At 59.6% G+C, this 17,464-nt stretch carries 15 protein-coding genes and 1 tRNA gene; 10 read left to right on the top strand and 6 right to left on the bottom strand.

Annotated elements, in window-relative coordinates:
• Positions 1-3: 3 nt before the first annotated feature.
• The 4 genes from KEC45_RS06855 to KEC45_RS06840 are packed head-to-tail and all read left to right on the top strand — an operon-like array spanning position 4 to position 4,294.
• A complete protein-coding gene (locus tag KEC45_RS06855) occupies positions 4-1,494 on the top strand; it encodes a VCBS repeat-containing protein (RefSeq protein ID WP_252171720.1) in 1,491 nt (496 codons plus the stop codon).
• 1 nt (position 1,495) lies between these two features.
• Positions 1,496-3,067, top strand: a complete 1,572-nt coding sequence (locus KEC45_RS06850; protein WP_368389969.1) for a tyrosine-type recombinase/integrase — start codon at positions 1,496-1,498, stop codon at positions 3,065-3,067.
• Entirely contained in the window at positions 3,064-3,312 is a 249-nt protein-coding gene (locus tag KEC45_RS06845; protein ID WP_252171718.1) for a sigma-70 region 4 domain-containing protein, read from the top strand. The genes KEC45_RS06850 and KEC45_RS06845 overlap by 4 nt, the downstream gene beginning before the upstream one ends.
• A gap of 52 nt (positions 3,313-3,364) precedes the next feature.
• Positions 3,365-4,294: a nucleotidyltransferase and HEPN domain-containing protein gene (locus KEC45_RS06840; RefSeq protein ID WP_252171717.1), complete on the top strand. Its 930-nt coding sequence runs from the start codon at positions 3,365-3,367 to the stop codon at positions 4,292-4,294.
• A gap of 303 nt (positions 4,295-4,597) precedes the next feature.
• On the opposite strand, the gene KEC45_RS06835 is transcribed toward KEC45_RS06840, so the two are convergent.
• Positions 4,598-4,852, bottom strand: coding sequence for a hypothetical protein (locus KEC45_RS06835; protein ID WP_252171716.1), 255 nt, complete (start codon positions 4,850-4,852; stop codon positions 4,598-4,600).
• A gap of 27 nt (positions 4,853-4,879) precedes the next feature.
• Positions 4,880-5,752: a DUF2726 domain-containing protein gene (locus tag KEC45_RS06830; RefSeq protein ID WP_252171715.1), complete on the bottom strand. Its 873-nt coding sequence runs from the start codon at positions 5,750-5,752 to the stop codon at positions 4,880-4,882.
• 93 nt (positions 5,753-5,845) lie between these two features.
• Here KEC45_RS06830 and KEC45_RS06825 point away from each other — a divergent pair, with 93 nt between their 5' ends.
• From KEC45_RS06825 to KEC45_RS06800, 5 genes are all read left to right on the top strand, one after another.
• Positions 5,846-6,172, top strand: a complete 327-nt coding sequence (locus tag KEC45_RS06825; protein ID WP_252171714.1) for a hypothetical protein — start codon at positions 5,846-5,848, stop codon at positions 6,170-6,172.
• A gap of 101 nt (positions 6,173-6,273) precedes the next feature.
• The gene (locus tag KEC45_RS06820) at positions 6,274-6,597 is read left to right on the top strand and encodes a hypothetical protein (RefSeq protein ID WP_252171713.1); all 324 of its coding nucleotides are present in this window, start codon (positions 6,274-6,276) and stop codon (positions 6,595-6,597) included.
• A gap of 23 nt (positions 6,598-6,620) precedes the next feature.
• Positions 6,621-7,040, top strand: a complete 420-nt coding sequence (locus KEC45_RS06815; RefSeq protein WP_252171712.1) for a hypothetical protein — start codon at positions 6,621-6,623, stop codon at positions 7,038-7,040.
• Positions 7,041-8,205: 1,165 nt separating this feature from the next.
• Positions 8,206-8,898 carry an HNH endonuclease signature motif containing protein gene (locus tag KEC45_RS06805; protein WP_252171711.1) on the top strand — a complete coding sequence of 231 codons (693 nt, stop codon included), beginning with the start codon at positions 8,206-8,208 and terminating at the stop codon, positions 8,896-8,898.
• Positions 8,895-9,533 (top strand): hypothetical protein, encoded by a 639-nt coding sequence (locus KEC45_RS06800; protein WP_252171710.1) that lies wholly within the window; start codon positions 8,895-8,897, stop codon positions 9,531-9,533. Before KEC45_RS06805 ends, KEC45_RS06800 begins: the two co-directional genes overlap by 4 nt.
• A gap of 352 nt (positions 9,534-9,885) precedes the next feature.
• On the opposite strand, the gene KEC45_RS06795 is transcribed toward KEC45_RS06800, so the two are convergent.
• Both KEC45_RS06795 and KEC45_RS06790 read right to left on the bottom strand, forming a co-directional pair.
• Positions 9,886-9,993, bottom strand: coding sequence for an excalibur calcium-binding domain-containing protein (locus tag KEC45_RS06795; RefSeq protein WP_252171709.1), 108 nt, complete (start codon positions 9,991-9,993; stop codon positions 9,886-9,888).
• A 71-nt stretch (positions 9,994-10,064) separates the two neighbouring features.
• Entirely contained in the window at positions 10,065-12,272 is a 2,208-nt protein-coding gene (locus KEC45_RS06790; protein WP_252171708.1) for a nuclease-related domain-containing protein, read from the bottom strand.
• A gap of 517 nt (positions 12,273-12,789) precedes the next feature.
• Here KEC45_RS06790 and KEC45_RS21860 point away from each other — a divergent pair.
• Positions 12,790-15,645 carry a TonB-dependent receptor gene (locus KEC45_RS21860; protein WP_302851616.1) on the top strand — a complete coding sequence of 952 codons (2,856 nt, stop codon included), beginning with the start codon at positions 12,790-12,792 and terminating at the stop codon, positions 15,643-15,645.
• A gap of 86 nt (positions 15,646-15,731) precedes the next feature.
• Here the strand turns inward: KEC45_RS21860 and KEC45_RS06770 are convergent, their stop codons facing one another.
• Together KEC45_RS06770 and KEC45_RS06765 are read right to left on the bottom strand one after the other, a co-directional pair.
• A complete protein-coding gene (locus KEC45_RS06770; RefSeq protein WP_252171707.1) occupies positions 15,732-17,183 on the bottom strand; it encodes a CHAD domain-containing protein in 1,452 nt (483 codons plus the stop codon).
• 203 nt (positions 17,184-17,386) lie between these two features.
• Positions 17,387-17,463, bottom strand: a tRNA-Arg gene (locus tag KEC45_RS06765).
• Position 17,464 lies beyond the last annotated feature (1 nt).

Genomic DNA, 17,464 nt, shown 5'->3' with positions numbered 1-17,464 from the left:
ATCATGCGCGATGAACTGATGCGGATCCTGTCCTGGGCCGTCCTGTCGACCGGTATTGCCGGCGGCGGGGCGGCCGGGGCGACCGGCCCGGCCTTTACGCCCGTCCAGACCGCCGACTTCAGCCTGCCCGGGTCGCTGTCGAACAGTTGGGCCGACTTCGATCGCGACGGCGACCTCGATCTCGCCGTCTCGCTCGAGAGCGGCGAGATTCGCCTCTATCGCAACGACAAGGGCCGATTCACCAGCATCGGCGCCATGATGGGCCTTCCCGTCTCGGGTGCGGAGATACGCGGCCTCGCCTGGGGCGATTATAATGGCGACGGTTGGCCCGATCTCTACGCGGGTGCCACCGAAGAGGATGCCGCGAACCTTCTCTTCCGCAACGATCGCGGCCGCCGCTTCGTCGCACAAACCGCCGATCCCGTTGCCGCCGGACGCTCGGCGCGCCAGTCGAGCTGGGTCGATTTCGACAATGACGGCGACCTCGATCTTTTCGCCGCGAACCGTTCGGGGCCCAACGCCCTCTATCGCCAGGACGCAGGCCGCTTCGTGCGCGTCCCCGCGGACCAGGCGGGAGACGATCCAAGGCCGACCGTCGGCGCCTGCTGGTTCGATTACGACCGCGACGGCGACCTCGATCTCTTCCTTGCCAACCAGTCGGGCGCCAACGACGCGCTGTGGCGGAACGACGGCGACCGCTTCACCGACGTTGCTCCCGCGCTCGGCATGGACCGCCCGGGCCGCCCACGCACCGAAGGCAGCGTTGGCTGCGCGGTCGGCGACTATGACAATGACGGCCACCTCGACCTGTTCGTCGCGAGCTACGGGGTCAACATCCTCTACCGAAACAAGGGCGACGGCAGCTTCGAGAATGTCGCCCCGGCGCTCGGCCTCGCCGAGGACAATCACGCGGTCGGAGCCGCTTGGGGCGATTTCGACAATGACGGCTGGCTCGACCTCTTCGTTGCCGCCTACACCGGCAAGTCGGGTGCGCAGCAGCCCGCGAACCGGCTCTACCGCAACCTCGGCGGCAAAGGATTCGAGAATATCCTGCCCGCCGGTTCGGCGCTCGACGTCGCCGATCATGGAGTCCAGTGGATCGACTATGATCGCGATGGTGCGCTCGATCTCTCGGTGACGCGCGGATATACCGACACCGGCGGCCATTTCCTGTTCCACAACGATCTCGGCAAGGCGGCTGCGCGCCGCAGCCTCTCGGTACGCGTGCTCGACAAGGCCGGACACTTCACCCGCATGGGCGCCGAGGTCCGCCTCTACGACGCTTCCGGAAAGATCCTCGCGACGCGCCAGGTCTCGACCGGCGAAGGCTATAATTCGCAAGGCACGCAGCCGCTCCACTTCGGCCTTGCATCGATGGAGCCGGTAACCGTCGAGGTCAGCTTCATGGACAAGGCGGGACGCCGCACGCAGCGCGTCGAGCGCATCAGCCCGGCCCGCTACGCCGGAAAGGAGCTGGTCATACGGCAAAAATAAGCTGTCGGACCGATATTCGGCTGGCGAGTTTAGGCCCGGTGACCGCCTCGATTCCGCCTGCATCGCAGACCAAAATCACGCCGATTTTGGTTGCCAATGTATAGAGGGTTCGATAGAGAGGGCCTCCGTCGAACTGAAGCGACAAGCCTCTGATTTCAGGCGAGAATTTTCGAGCGACCTGCCGTGGTATATTCCATGGTATTTTACGCGAAAGCGCAGCCGCGAGGACAAGGATTTCAGCCACTTACGGCCTGAGTTCGAATCCCTCCCGCTCCGCCAAGTTCTAATCCCACTCTCTCCCGAACCGTCCCCAAGACCCCAGCTTAGCTGCGGGTTTGAAGGGCGCTTCGCATCCCTGTGCGTCCCACATCGTCCAGTCCGACACTTTTGCCAATGTGGGACTAAATCTTATGATTCAAGGGGGGAAAACCCTTCGAACGGGCTCGCGAAGCCCAAGGGCAAACAGCGCCGGGTCAGCCTTGGCGACGGACTCGTCCGGCTCGATCGGCCGGGAGGCACCAGCAGCTGGGTGTGCCGGGTCCAGAAGGACGGTGTACGCCGGGACTTCGGTCTTGGCAGTTGCCAGAAAGTCAGTCTGGCGCAGGCGCGCGAGCTGGCGCAGGAAATCCGCGAGCAGGTCGAGATCGGCATCGACCCGCATTTCGAGCGGCGCAAGCGGCAGGCCGTGCCGACCTTCATCGAAGCCGCCGCCAAGACCTACGAAATCCATTCGAAGACATGGCGCAACGGTAAGCATCACGCGCAGTGGACGCGGACACTCGAACTCTACGCGTTTCCGCATATCGGCAAATTCAAGGTCGATCAGATCAACGGTCCTATGATCCGCGACCTGCTTGCGGAAATATGGCTAGCCAAGCCCGAGACGGCGCGCCGCGTCCGGCAGCGCGTCGGTGCCGTGCTGGATTGGGCCTATGCGTCTGGCTACCGCGAAACAGACGCGCCAATGCGGGCAATCACGAAGGGTCTGCCCCGCCAGCCACGCCGGGACAATCATTTCGCAGCGATGCCATATGAGGATGTGCCCGCCTTCGTGCAGCGCCTCCGGGAGCGGGACTCGTTCAGCCGCCTCGCCCTCGAATTTGCCATTTTCACGGCGGCACGGTCGGGCGAGGTTCGCGGCGCCACATGGGGAGAGTTCGACCTCGAAAAGGGCCTGTGGAAGCTCTCCAAGGACCGCATGAAGGCATATCGGGAGCATGTGGTTCCCCTCACCCGCCGCCCGCTGCGCATCGTCGAGCGGTGCGCGCGGTTGCGGATCAAGGGATGCGACCTTGTCTTTCCCGGCATGCGGCGCAATCGCCCGCTGTCGGATCAGACGCTGACCAAGCTGCTCAAGGAAATGGGCGAGCCATACACGGCGCATGGGTTCCGCTCATCGTTCCGCGATTGGGTGAGCGAGGAAACGAACCACCCGAGCGATGTTGCCGAAGCCGCCCTCGCCCATACCGTCGCCAACAAGGTTGAGGCGGCCTACCGGCGGGGCAATCTCCTCGAAAAGCGCCGTCTCATGATGGAGGATTGGGCAAACTATTGCGACGGGAGGAGGCGATGAGCCGCTACACCCGCGCGCGGCGATACCTGCTCCGCCAATATGAACGCGCAGTCGATCGCATCGACGAGGTCGACCGCGCGATCTTTCTCGGGCACCGGGTCGAGGAGCTAAGCTATCGCCAGCTCGCCGAGCGCCATGGCGTCAGCGTAGCCGAGGTCGAGGAGGCGCTGATCCGCAGTTTGCGGATCATCGCCCAGTCGGTCGAGAGAAAGAACCGCAGGTGGTGGCAATTCTGGAGGCGATAAGGCCGCCTAGACCTTGCCAATCAGCTGCCGCGCCGACAGGGTGCCGCCAGCGATGAAAACCGACCTCGACCATCTTCCCGCCAACAAGCAGCGCGAGCTCGAACGCGTTAAAGCGATCGTCTTCGAAGAATTCGAAGATGCCATCGCGCTGGGCACTATGGGCTGGAAGAAGAAGGGCCGGATCGACAAGGTCATCCTGTACGGCAGCTATGCCCGCGGCGGCTGGGTCGACGAGCCGCACACCGCCAAGGGATACCGCTCGGACTTCGACCTTCTCATCATCGTCAACGACAAGCGCCTCACCGAGAAGGTCGATTTTTGGGGCAAGCTCGAAGACCGGCTCATTCGCGAACTCGCGATCGACAAGACGCTCAAGACGCCGGTCAACTTCATCGTTCACACCTTGCAGGAGGTGAACGACGGGCTGGCCCATGGGCGTTATTTCTTCATGGACGTCGCGCGCGACGGCATCGCGCTCTACGAATATGACGACAAACCGCTTCACACCCCGAAGCCCAAGACGCCCGAGCAGGCGCTGGCGATGGCACGGGAGTATTTCGACGAGTGGTATCCGAGCGCGATAGTTTATTTGAACACCTCGCGGGATCTCATCGGCCAGAGGCGCCCGAAGGAAGCAGCTTTCATTCTTCACCAGTCGGCCGAGAGACTTTACCACTGCGTTTTGTTGGCCTGCACGTTCTACACGCCACACGTGCACAATCTCGCCTTCCTGCGCACGCAGGCTGAGCGCATCGACATGCGACTGGTTGATGCTTGGCCGCGCGAGCGCCGCGAGGGTCGAGCACGGTTCGAGAAGCTGAAAGAGGCCTATGTGAAGGCCCGTTATTCGAAGCATTACCGCATCACCGAAGAGGAGCTGACGTGGCTCGGCGGCTGCGTCGAGGAGCTCGGCCGCGCGGTCCACGCGATCTGCTCGGAGCGGATCGCGCAGCTCGAAGCAACCGCATCAATTCGCCCCTGATTGTCCAAATGCCATACGAAATGCGCGCGGTTGCGCGCCGTTTCGCGCGCCGGGTATGGCATTTTCGCGCCGTGCCATACGCTCAAAGCCGCAGAAAACCGACCATCTTGGGCCCGAAGCTGGCACGTTTTTTATCTTGCCTTCCTATTTGGCTCCCTGATTTTCGAAGTCTTTCTCATCGTCGGTTCTCATTTCGGCAAGTCATTGGCCCCTATCCACCGGCCTCCTTTGCGCCAATCCGAATTGTTCAGGCTTCGGCGGTCGATGACGACTAGAGGCCCAGTCCTCTGGGCACCAATTCAGTTAGAACGCCATATCAAACGATGATCGGATGCGAGCGAAAGTGCCCGCGATCCCGCTGGCATATGGCTCGGGCAAATCCATGTTCGCCGAACTGGCCGCAGCCTCGTCGATTGCCCATAGTGCGTCGTCCTTGGTAAGAACGCCCTTCGCGACGAGAATTGTCATCATTGTCGCGGACAGGTTCAGCCCGGAAATGAGACTACCGCTGAAGCTCCATGCACGATCCGCGGCATCGGCATATCCATCGTCTTTCACACGCACTTCCCTTCCTTGTTGATCGATCTAAGTCGCCGCCTGTTCACGAGCTAGGCTGCTGACCGAATGACTGCATCGCATCCTGCATTTCGCTTGGATATGTTTAATCCGCTGATCGATAGTAACGAGCGGCTCGGCGGATATCTCGCCGGCAAGGTATGCAGCGATTCGCTCCATCAATTGGATCACCAAAATTTCGCCGAGAAGGTCACTAAACAGAATTGGAAACTGTTGCGCTCGCATCGCCGTTTCTACGCGAAGGCCATGTGTTGGGCTGACGCGGATGAATTCGAGCCCGCGCATGGTGCCGTCGATACTATCCGCAATTATGCCGGACGAAGCAAAATCTTGCAGTCGGCCGCTCTCTTTTAGCAGCCGCATCTGCCGACGATGGCTCTCGCTGAGAAAAAGCGGATGAACGAATTTGCCGTCCTGCATCGTCATCAAATTGAATGGATCAAATGGTTCATCAAAAGGTATTTGCCCGCGCTCCTGCGCTTCGTAAAAGCCACACTGCATCTCGTAGGTTTCCATGATCCATGCGAGTAATGTCAGCTCGCCGAAATCTTGGGTTATGTGGCGGCTGTTCACTCGAAGGATCGGCAGGCCGCTCAGTTGGCAAAGCCTGTCCTTTTTTCCATCGCGCTCACGCTGCACATCCGTAAGGTGACTTGGTCCGTCAAATTCAACGGCATAAAGCGGGTCGTATCCACGCGAAATGGTGAAATCGAAATGCGCCCGCAATCCGAATGATTTATGTGAAAAGTCGATGCCCACGGCATCGAGATTTATCACATCGGCAACCCGTACCTTCGGGTAAACCGAAAGCCCGTACCTATTCCCGACTTCGGAAATGTGATCGAAGACGACCTCTTCATGGCGGTTTAGCAGTCGGAGCATATTGAGCTATTTCTACTTCGATTAGACTCGATGCAAAAGAATTTCCCGCTTGCGCATATAAGTCGCGCTAGCGGGCGCGGCGGAGGTCAACCTATGGAACGGATTTGGACAGAAATATTGGGGTTTTGGCCGCTGGTCGTCGCCTTCGGCCCCGGGCTTTTCCTGTTTCTTCGATTCCAGATCAAAGGCAAAGAGCCGTCCCGCGAAGCGTACATCGTCACCATTGCCTTAGCCTATTATCTGCTGCTGCAAGGAATGAGCTACCGGAGCGATCTCAAACGCGATCACAAAGCCGTCTGCAAGCTGCTCGGCGAGCAGATGATGAAGACGGACCCCGAAGAGATGTTCAACGGCGACGGTCTTCCTCGCGAATGCGACCGGTACGACCCCGACTATGAGGACGCATACGCAGAAGGATGATCTATCCTTATCACGATGGATCGAATGCGGATCACGAGAACCGCACGGAATGGCTTGAAGCAACCTTTGCCTTCGCCTATCTTTGATGAAAGGTAGCCACCATGATTGAACAAAAATTGACATCGCTCCCAGAGCTAGGTGACGCGCCTGCCGAGAATCATATGGCCCATTCATACCGAGTCCCGCCAGCGGCTGTTCACTTTGAGTTCGCCGAAATCGCACCCGGCGCGGCGGCAACAATTGAAGTCCCTGAACTGCGTCACCCTTTTGCGAAAAGTTCGTTAGTGCGGAACGGGTTGCCAGCAATGATCGGAGCATTTGCGGCGGCAGCGACAGCAGGCCTCGCCGCTTTGCCAGCATTGGGGTTGAGCGTTCTGACCGGGCTAGGATTTACTTGGCTCAACAGCCATAATCGGCCTTCCTGATAACGGTCTGTGGGGGGCTATCGTTGAATAGAATTGCCGTCGGGATCGGCCTTTCACTCCTCGTTGGAGTGATGTATGCTGGGCTATCCTATTATCATCTAAATGAACTCGACTATAAAGGCCAAGCTGCGCTTGTAGCGGTCTCGAGCTTTAGTCTCGTCACTAGCGGCTTTCTTTTACGCGATATGTCGCGATTTCAAGATTCCGATCTGGGCAAACTTAGCACAGAACGCGCCTCTCTGGTGATCGGCCTGATTTTCGTCTGCATTTACGTGCCGCTTTCAATTGGAACGACGTTCCTTGAGGTTCTCAAAGTCTCCGCGACACATGCTGAGGAGGCAGCTATCAAGGCTGGAAAAGCACGGGAGGGAGCAACTTTACCTGAATCGTCAACGAATGAATCTGTCGATGCTGACAAAAGTGGCCGTGCCACCACGTCATAACATGCTGCGCTTTGCCAATGGGGGCACCGCGCATGCCCACCCCAAAGCGGTCAATCGCCCCTAGGCTTTCTTCGCAGCCCCGCACGATTTTTCGGGCCGCGATGCTACGCATCGGACCCACATTTCATAATCACACACCTTACGCACGGGTGCATAGCGCTTTTCCGCCACATTTCGAGGGTGCGATCCGGCAGCGCGCGCTGCCTCGCTATCGTAAACTGACGCTTTTCTGCGATTTTCCGAGGCTGCACATCGCACTCTCGCTGGACAAGAACATGGCGGATGAAAATGACGCGAGGGGCGGATGAGCCGCGCGCGAATTGGCAACGCTGAACCGGCGCCGGGGTGACCTGGCGCCCCCGCCCTCTGGGCTATTGCCGCTATCACCGGCACTCCGTCCGCGTCCGAGAATGCGTGGCGATCCTTCCGTATGCCGAGCCGTCCAGCGACAATCAAAGGTATCCATTCGGCCGAGGTGTGGCAGCCGGGCGTAGGAAAACAGGCGTTGGCGTACAAACGTCGTGTGGAATGGCACAGCACAAATCTGGATAATCGAGCGCGACGGGGCGGCGCCCCTTACGGCCGTCCCGCCACCGTTCCAGCGAGAGCGCCTTTATGCCTTTCCAGTCCCCTGCCCCATCACCATCGTCACCACTTGCAATCGAGCCCATCAGCATGCGGGTACCCGACGCATGTCGGTTTACGGGCCTAAGTCGCAGTTCACTCTATCTGCTCATTGCGAGAGGCGATGTCGAGATCGTGAAGATGGGCACCGCGACCTTGGTCTTGACGGAAAGCCTTCGCAACTTGATTGAGCGGCAGCGCGGAACTTCTACCAGCCGGACGGCGACGCCGATCCGACCCCGCAGCGATCAGCGCAGAGTCCCAAAGTCTGGGCCGCAATCTCGCAGCGAGCGCGCGGCCAACGAATACTCCTCTATTCCCCTCTTCGAGCGGGATTAGGCAGCTTCGCGCCTTTATAATATCTGCTTACGAAACCGCGTGCGGAAGGCCTATCGCTAGTTGGAGCAGGACGCATTCCGGCTTCCCAACCCGTAAAGTCAGAAGAGCTGACGTGGATTGCTGGCCGCGAGAATAGTTTCATATGCTGACGCGGGTAGCAGACATTCCTATATGCGTGGCGGCAAAAGAGGGGGGAATTTGAATGGCGGAAAGAAAGGCGATACCGGCGGCAACTCGACTGCACCTATTCTCGGATGCGGCGGGCTTCTGCCAGAAACCCGACTGCTTGGAAGCCCTGTTTCCGGCGGAAATGGGTGGTGATAAGCACATCGCCGAAATGGCGCACGTTATTCCGCATGGCGATGCAGGCCCGCGCCATGGCGACCGACCGGCGGACGACTTCGATCCCGATGCCTTCGAAAACCTCATCCTGCTGTGTCCGACCTGCCATACGAAGATTGATAAGGATCCCGAGGCTTATCCGCGGAATGTCCTCCTTGATTGGAAGGCCAATCATCTCGCGCGGCTGGCACACAAACAAGGCATCCGGGCTTACGACGATCGCGAGCATGCGCGAGCTGCGGTTGCCGGCATTATGGCCGAGAACCGGGCCATTTGGGAGAAGTTCGCGCCGGAGGAAGGTTCGGACTTTGAGTATGACCCGGAATCGGCCACCGCTCCTGCGTGGGACGAGCGGATGAGAAGCGTGATCCTGCCCAACCACTATCGCACCTTGGCAATCATTGAGGCCAATCTCGGCCTTGCCACGGAGGAGGAACGTCGCACCTTCGCTGAGTATCAGGAGCATGTTCGTGGCTTGTCTGAGAGGCACATATGCGGCGTCTCCGGTCGCGCCATCCGCTTTCCGGCGTCGATGAAGGAGATGTTCGCATGAACTGGCAGGTCAAATATGCGCTCGCCAATTTTGCGAAAGAAGGTCGATCGCGGGCGGAGCATCTTGGCGGTGAAGTAATCCGGATCGTAACCGAGGATCGGCCCGACGTCGTCGCGGCCATTACGGCCGCCGCAAATGTCGATGAGGCCACTGCGGTCGACTACCGGAACAGCGTCGAGGGACTCGATTTCTTGTGCGGTTACCGCGCGGAGTGTGTGTGGGAGGGCGAGGCGATACGGTTTCTCGAGGAGAACCGGGTAGGCTGGGGCAGTTTCGGCACATTGGGTTCGGCGGTGCTCGACGGCAACGCCAACTCCGCTCAGCACAAGGTCTACAAATTCTCGGATCGGCTTCTTCGGCAATATGGCCCTGTCGTGACCGTCGATCGGGAGTTCGACCGAATTCACCGGGTTACGCTAAGGAACGGCGAGGAACTGCGTATTGGGATGATAGCCGATTACGAGCCGACCGCTGATCAGGTTCGGACGTTGTGGGATCGTTTTGGACCGGTCGACATCATCTGGAACATCAATCCGAATGGCACGCCGCAGCCCGAAGCGAACGAAGCCGGAAGAGAGTTGGGGTGCGAGGTGATGCTATGGAACGAATTGAGAGAGCGACTGGCGCGGGAATAATGTCGGCTAACGAGGTTGCGATCCACCTCCTGGCGTCTTGCCCGTCGTTAGAGCATTTTGAGGCCTACATGTTCGGTTCGACCGTAGCAGGGGTCGGGGCGGATATCGACATTCTCATCATCGGTCCCGGCGGCTTGCATTTGTCCGAGGTCAAAAGTGAGCTCCGTTCCGCTGGGGAATCCTTGCCACTACACATACTATATATGCTGCCATCAGAAGCGCTCCACACACAGTTTGTAGCGAGAGAAAAGTGCGTTCCGCTCTCTCAACTTGCACTGGCAGGCCGTTGAACAAAAGGCTCGCTTCAACTGCTGCGGTGGTTGCAAAGCGGCTTGACTGCAAACGGCCAAACTTACTGAAACTCTGTCCTATTGTCCCGGTAGGGCTCACACGCTACTCCGTCCGCGTCAGCGTCTAAGCCTTCGCGGTATCCCAGTTCGCCCCGGTAAATCGGAGCCACGCCCGCCCTGCGCGCGTCCGCGCAGCCACCCCAGTAATCGCCCCACCAGCACTGCAAAATCGCGGCTTTGCTTATGGCAACCGGCGCCGCCTCACCATGCGAAAGAAGCTGATCGCGTCAAATGCCGCTCGCGACTTTCGAGCCCGCAGCACGACGACGCACTCGGTCGCGCCGAATTGACTTTGAAGCCCGCCAGCGATCTCGCGAGCATGTTCATGCCAGTCCATCTCTGACTCGAACTGCTTCCTACTTAGAAGTTGCGCGAGGACAAAGGTGCGATCGCCGATCTTGTAGCGCATCACAGCTAAGTCATCGGCACCACCTCGCGCACCAGAACGGTAACTTCGCGCTCGCTTCTCAAGACCGGCGAGTGCCCCGGGATGCTGGTTCATGATCGTTTCGAGCATATCAAAACGATTACGATTATCGCTGGCGTAAAGCTCGGCGGCGACCCGCCGCCACGAGGATGGCAGCTCAACACCCGGCGTCGCAAATTCGGTTCGGTCCTCCCGCGCCACCTTGGGCCCCCGCACTGGCGCGTCAGCCATGCCAAATCTAACCTGTCGGCCAGCGAGCGCGTCTGCATCAAGCTGGAAGCCGTTAACAAGGTACATGGATAGCAAATCTTGCTCATCGCCATGGAAGCTGATTTGTTCTTCTATGGTCGCGCGACGGGTCAGATAATGAAAGAATGAAACCTCTGTATCGAGATGAGCGGCGATCATTCTCAGCTCGCCGAGAGACAGGATCGGAGACCAAGGTTCGTCGGGCTCAATCAGGCCGAGCGTTTCGAACTGCTCCCGATTGCTCGTAATTGCCGCAAAATGTTCGAGACAGACACCGAAGCTGTGGACGATCACGGGGCGGGATAGATCAATATCTAACGGCCGTCCTTTTCCGTCGCGCAAGAGGTTCGCCGCCTCGGAGCCCTTGCGCAAGAGGGCCTCTAGCCGACGGGCCTGAATACCGGGCTCCACGTAGAGCTGCTTAAAGTTCTTTCGCAAGCTGTCCGGGCCGCCGCGACGCGAAGCTGCTTTGACCTTTCCGGACTTCGATTCGATCAGAAATATGTGGTTGCCGAGCATGACGAAGAGATCGTTTTCGAACACAGCGCCGGTATCTGGATCCTTCCATCGCACAGGATGGTAGATTTTGGCTGATGGGAGTGCGGTTCGAAAAATCTTTTCAGCTGCATCCTCTAGATATCGGGCGCGCGCGGCGGAATATGAAGCTTCGAGTGCCGCATCACCACGAATGAGGCGTTCGATAATCAGAAAGGGAAAGCTGACAAGCAGACCGGGTATGGGAAGGAACAGCGCGTCATTATCGAGCCGGACAAATGGTTGTTCACGGACCGGACTATCGAGGTACAGCTTTTCGAGATCAAACTCCGCGAGGTCACCGAACCGAAGCGACAAGCGCGTCAGCGCCTCAGCGATTGGGTCGCCGTACCACTGCCGAAGCTCGCTCTGGGAGAAAGTAAAAATCGGCGCCCACGCCATTTCGCTAAGCTGGAACGCGCATTGGCTTCGCGAGGCTGTCGGACGTCCTTCCGAAAAGCGCCAAGCCCGCTTGAGCATCGGGACCGCCTCCAGAACCGCCGAAAGCTTGGCCTCGTCGACGCGTCCGTGCCAAAATTCCGTAGCCGCATCGAAATCACTGATACGACTCCCGATTTTCTCTAAGAGATCGAACAACGCCGCTGCGAGGTCTGAAAGAAGATAGCCGAGACGTTCCAATGACAGGCGATCAAGCGGCTGCAGCAGGGTTGGCAAAATGTCCTTGGCGTCGTCGCTGCTGAAGAAGTTTCGATAGTAGAGCGTCTGAACTCTTGCTTGGGCAACGATGCGCGTAATCGGATCGTTCGGATCAATAGTCTCGCCAGTAACATTGGCGAAGGCGCGCAGATTGCGCTGCGCCAAGTCCCAGCCGCGAACCAAAGAGTTGGGAGCAGTTGGTACTGGGGGCGCGTTCGCCACGGTGAGAGCGAGGCCTTGGAGGAGTTCAGCCTCGGATTGTTCAAAGATTATATCCGTGGAAGTCCGCGAGCTCTGCTCAATTACATAAAGGCCGGTGCGCGCTAGGAAAGCGGCGGGCTCGCGAACCGCAAGAAAACGGAGCAACGCTTGCTGCGTTTCCCGAAGCGTGCTGCGAGGGTCGGGATCTTGTCCAAGGCGTTGGGCATATTCCGCCAGTTTTGAAAGGCCAAAGCCGGGTATGGCGGCCACCATCGCGGCTTCGCTAATATCGTCGGGTGGAACAGTCTTGTCGGCGGCCATATCCGCCATCATGCCGGTTAAATCGTCGGTTAAGCAAGTGACGACATCCCCGCCGAGATATGAAGCGTATTCACTCTCAGCCGATGATTACCTACGGGCGAGGATTCGACTGCCGCTGTAATGAACTACACAGGTCGATGTAGGTCTAACAATTCCGGTCACAACACTCCGGCGACGAATAGATAATGTTAGACAGCAATGGCGTAATCTGGCATATGGGTTTTACGGACTGAATGATGAATTCAGACGCGCAGGGAGACTTGCGTGGGACCGAACAAGCAGCAACAGTATTTAGAAAAGTATATCAAATACATACAATTATATTCTAAATACCTCCCGCTCCGCCATCCATCCAATAGCCCGGCACACTGTGACCTTCAGGCCACAGTCTTGCGCGATTCGTGTCGCGCCGTCGCTTTCCGCTCACCCTAATCCTTTTCGCAAGCGTTGCAGATGCGGTCGCCGGACTCCGTCCGCCGACCCACGACATATGCCTGAAAAATAACAGGAGGAGAGGATGATGACCAAGTTCGAGCTTTTTGCCCGGTCGGGAACGGCCGGCATCGCCATCGCAGCGGCCTTGGCAGGGGCTTCGCCCGGCAACGCACAGCAATCGGAACAAATACCGCAGGATAGTGCGGCGGAAGCGTCTGGCGAAACCATTGTCGTCACGGGCTCGCGCATCCGCCGCGACCCGCTCGATCAGGACGCCCCGATCGCCCACATCGGTCAGGAGGATATCGCAAAGACCGGCCTCAACTCGGTCAACGACGTGCTCCAGCGCCTGCCGAGTTCGGGCGGCGGTCTCAACAGCAAGTTCAACAACAGCGGCAACCTCGGCAACCCGCCCGACGGCGGCGGCGTCGGCGCCGGCGCGGCCGAAATCGACCTGCGCTATCTCGGGTCGCGCCGAGTCCTCGTGCTCGTCGACGGCATCCGTTATGTGAACGGCGCATCGGCCAGCGGCGTCCCCGGCTCGACCGACCTCAACTCAATCCCCGAAAGCGCGATCGAACGGATCGAAGTGCTGCAAGACGGGGCTTCGGCGATCTACGGCTCGGACGCGATCGCCGGCGTCGTCAACATCATCACCAAGCGCAACCAGGAAGGGCTTCGCGCCAGCGCGCAGGTCGGCGGCTATGGCCAGGGCGATGGCTTTACCAAGAGTGCGCAGGTCAGCTGGGGCAACGGCCGTGGGCCGACACAGATCGTCGTCGGCGCAAACTATGTCCATCAAAGCGGCGTCCTTGCCGGCAGCCGCGATATCTCGCGCTTCCCGGCGCCCTATTCGGACACCTGCCTTGACGGCGGCTGTTCGGGCTTCGTCCCGCTCGGCCGCTTCGCAGTTTTCGGCAACGACCTGACGCTGCGCGGCCCGGTAATCGGCCGCAATCCGGTCTATAACGCTGGAAATCCGACCGATCCGGCAAGCGATTTCAAGGCTTTCGGTGATGCGGACCGCTTCAATTTCGGCCCGTTCAACTATTTGCAAATCCCGGTCGAGCGATATGGCGCCTTCGTCAATGCCCGGCAGGAACTCAGCGACAGCATCAACTTCTCGGTCCGCGGCATATGGAATCAGCGCAAGTCGAAGAACCAGGCGGCCCCCCTGCCCTTCGGCTTCGGCGTTGCCGCGGGGCTGACGCCGGTGCTCGACGCGATCACCGTCGACGCCAGCAACCCCTATAATCCATTCGGGGTAACGCTCGATTCGACCAACACCGATTTCGTCTATCGTCGTTTCGTCGAGGGCGGCCCGCGTCGGTTCAATCAGTCGGTAACGACGATCTATGGCGTCGCGACGCTCGATGGCAGCTTCGATGTCGGCGGCGGCAAATGGTATTGGGACGTCAATGCCGCCTATGGCCGCAATAAGGCCAAGCAGACGATGTACGGCAATATCAACTCCGACCGCCTGCGCCGCGCGCTCGGGCCGGTCGCCGACTGTACCGGCGAATGCGTGCCCTTTAACATCTTCGGCGGGGTCGGCTCGATCACGCAGCCGATGCTCGACTATGTCATGTTCGACCAGCGTGATCGCAGCCGCCAGTCGACCTTCAGCGCCTCGGCGAACGTGACGGGCAGCCTGTTCGACCTGCCCGGCGGCCCGTTCGGGGTCGCGATCGGGGTCGAATATCGAAAACTGAAAGGCAGCTTCGACCCCGACCCGATCGTCGCGGCGGGCTTCAGCTCGGATATCCCGGCATTGCCGACGCGCGGCAGCTATAATGTCAAGGAAGCCTATGCCGAACTCAGCGCCCCGATCCTGTCCGATACGCCCTTCTTCAACCTGCTCGAATTGACTGGTGCCGTGCGCTGGTCGGATTATTCGACCTCGGGCTCGACGACGACGCTGAAGGGCGGCGTGAACTGGAAACCGGTACAGGATCTGCGCCTGCGCGCTTCTTATGCCGAGGGCTTCCGAGCGCCATCGATCGGCGAATTGTTCGGTACCCAGTCGCGCTTCGACCAGTCGATCAACGATCCCTGCTCTACCTCCACCACCGCGGGCCAGAACTGGAGTAACAACACGACCGTCCGCGCCAACTGCATCGCGCAAGGCGTACCGACCGCAGGCTATGCGCAGGCCAACCCGCAAATCTCGGTCCTTGTCGGCGGCAATCAGGATCTGGCACCCGAAAGCTCGCGTAGCTGGATCTTCGGCGGCGTTTATAGTCCGGGCTTTATTCCCGGCCTGTCGTTCGAGGGCAATTATTACGACATCAAGATCAAGGGCGCGATCCAGTCGGTGAATGCCGAAATCACGCTGGCGCAATGCGTCGGACAAAATGACTCCGATGCTTGCGCGCTCGTTACCCGCGCGCCGGGCGGCCAGCTTACCTTTGTCGAAGGGTTGCTCCAGAATATCGCCGGAATCCGAACCACAGGCATCGACCTCAACCTGACATATCGGACGCAGGAGACGTCCGCTGGCCGGTTCGGCTTTACCTGGAACAACACGATCCTGACCAAATATGATGTGATCGTGCCAACCGCCGACGGCCGCCTCGTCGTCAGCCGCGAGGGGACCGAGCAGGGCAGCCCCAGCCAGACTTTCCCGAAATGGAAATCGGTCGGCATCCTCGATTGGGACGGCAAATCGATCGGCGCGACGCTGACCGGCCGCTACGTTTCGGCGATCCGCGAACCGCTCGCCGACGACAATCGGATGAAGGCGCGCTTCTACACCGATTTCCAGCTGCGCTGGTTTCCGGAAGATGCGCCCGACGCATTCGGTTTTGCGCTCGGCGTGAACAATCTGTTCAACGTTAAGGCGCCCGGCTGCATCAGTTGCGACCTCAACAATTTCGATCCGACCGCTTACGACCTGCCTGGCCGCTACTACTACGTTCGCGCCAGCTTCAAGATGTAGGCGCAAGTCCGGGATAAAGCTCGACACGCATACCCCCGCGTTTCAAAATGCGGTGGTATGCGTGTCAGCCGTTACGTTCGGCGTGCTTACCAGAACCGTTTGGTGTCGATGAAATCCTCATACGCATCCGCTGCGGCTTCGACGAGCCTTGCTCGCTTGCCATTGCCGCCCAATTCGTCCGCGCCGGGGCTTTCCGCAATGCCAAGCCTGGTCAACAGAGCAGGTGCGGTCGCAAGATCGTTGAGCGCGCCGAGCTGGTCCTGCAACGCCTCAAGCGTCTTGATGAAGCGCTTGTACCGCCGTTTCTCGCCTTTGCGCTCAAACAAGGGGGTGAAGAACTCTGCTGCATAACGCAGCTTCTTCGCACTCTTCCGTACCTCATGCCGCATTTCATCATCGAGAGCGGCGAGATTGCGTCCCTTGCGTTTGACCTTTCGCCGATACCGATCGAGCGCCTTCGCCGCAAAGTCGCGCGCTGGCCGGTTGGCCTGACGCTCACCCCCAGCCTCCTCCGACCAATTCGCCGTCGCGATCCACGCCGTCACATCGAACATCAGCGAGCGCGCCCGCGTGGCAGAGAGGAGTTCACACACCTGGTCGTAGGCGGTTTCGCGCATCGCCGCGATCCGCTCATATAACGGCCCACCCTCGGCACGCTTCAACAGCACGTCGAGATCGCGCGCATTGCCCAGTTCCGATGCCAGCCAACGCAATTCCGCTCGCAAATCCATGGCCGCATCTCCGATCATCGGCTTGAAGATGGAGAAGGCCGACCGAAGGCGGCGCAGCGCCACGCGTGCCTGATGCAACGCGTCCGCATTCCGGTTGGCGAGCAGAAGGGTTTCGTTGAGCCGGAACTGCCGGATGCACGATTGCACAATCAGCCCAAGCGCCTCTCCAGCCGTGGTGTCGCCGCCGAGTGTCACGGCATGCGCCGAAACCTTTGACGGTGCCGTCTGGATCAGCCGATAACCGCGCTCCGACTTGCTCAGGACCCCAAGGCGTATGGGCACGATAGCGTCGATCCGGCGTGCGAAAGTGAAAAGCGCGGCGGGATCGCCCGCCTTCAGCTCAAGTTCGATCTCGCACACCGGCGACCGGCGATCGCCGACCGTGATCTGGCCGCGATCGAGGACCAGTTCGATGATCGCGTCGCCTTCGACGATGTTCCATTTTCGGCGGTCGATCTCCACTTCAAAGGCCGGGATGATGGCATCGACCTTGTCGCCGAGCAGCGATGGCAGCGGCGTCGCATAGTCGAGGACCGGCGTGTCGCTTTCCACCGCGCGATCCCATTCGGATCGAATGAAAAGGCCGGCGGCGCTGGCACCATCCGCCTTGATCGTCTGTATCCGCTTCTTTCCCGACCGGCGGATACGGAGCGAAAAGCCAGCGTTCGCGACGTCATGATCGGGCGTATCGAAATAGATCGATATCTGGCGCACGCTCTTGGCGGCGCCCGCCAGCAAATCCGACGCAGCGAATTTTTCCGCGTCTTCGCTCGCAATTTCGAGTTTCAGCTCGACCTCGTCCGCCATCTGCACTGTCTCCGGATATCGGGTGTATCTTGCGAATTTGACGATCCGGCGGCTCTTTACAGCAAGATGCGGCCCGCTGACAGTGTTTGACGCGGCCGCTCGCCGACGCCGTCAAGCTGACGCCGACCCGAAGCCCGCTTCGTTCTATATGGATGGTGAGAAACCCGCTCTTCCGACCGCAGGGGACAATGGCAGGAGGGGAATGGCGCACCCGGAACGATTCGAACGTCCGACCCTCAGATTCGTAGTCTGATGCTCTATCCAGCTGAGCTACGGGTGCG

Source organism: Sphingopyxis sp. USTB-05 (genome assembly GCF_023822045.1).
Taxonomy (GTDB): Bacteria; Pseudomonadota; Alphaproteobacteria; order Sphingomonadales; family Sphingomonadaceae; genus Sphingopyxis.
The sequence above is the reverse complement of the archived record's forward strand: the minus strand, read 5'-3'. Positions and strand labels throughout refer to the sequence as shown.

Bases quoted from the DNA above. Each gene is read 5' to 3' on its own strand.
- KEC45_RS06855 (WP_252171720.1), top strand. From the start codon at position 4: ATGCGCGATGAACTGATGCGGATCCTGTCCTGGGCCGTCCTGTCGACC.
- KEC45_RS06845 (WP_252171718.1), top strand. From the start codon at position 3,064: ATGAGCCGCTACACCCGCGCGCGGCGATACCTGCTCCGCCAATATGAA.
- KEC45_RS06840 (WP_252171717.1), top strand. From the start codon at position 3,365: ATGAAAACCGACCTCGACCATCTTCCCGCCAACAAGCAGCGCGAGCTC.
- KEC45_RS06830 (WP_252171715.1), bottom strand. From the start codon at position 5,752: ATGCTCCGACTGCTAAACCGCCATGAAGAGGTCGTCTTCGATCACATT.
- KEC45_RS06825 (WP_252171714.1), top strand. From the start codon at position 5,846: ATGGAACGGATTTGGACAGAAATATTGGGGTTTTGGCCGCTGGTCGTC.
- KEC45_RS06820 (WP_252171713.1), top strand. From the start codon at position 6,274: ATGATTGAACAAAAATTGACATCGCTCCCAGAGCTAGGTGACGCGCCT.
- KEC45_RS06805 (WP_252171711.1), top strand. From the start codon at position 8,206: ATGGCGGAAAGAAAGGCGATACCGGCGGCAACTCGACTGCACCTATTC.
- KEC45_RS06800 (WP_252171710.1), top strand. From the start codon at position 8,895: ATGAACTGGCAGGTCAAATATGCGCTCGCCAATTTTGCGAAAGAAGGT.
- KEC45_RS06790 (WP_252171708.1), bottom strand. From the start codon at position 12,272: ATGGCCGCCGACAAGACTGTTCCACCCGACGATATTAGCGAAGCCGCG.
- KEC45_RS21860 (WP_302851616.1), top strand. From the start codon at position 12,790: ATGATGACCAAGTTCGAGCTTTTTGCCCGGTCGGGAACGGCCGGCATC.
- KEC45_RS06770 (WP_252171707.1), bottom strand. From the start codon at position 17,183: ATGGCGGACGAGGTCGAGCTGAAACTCGAAATTGCGAGCGAAGACGCG.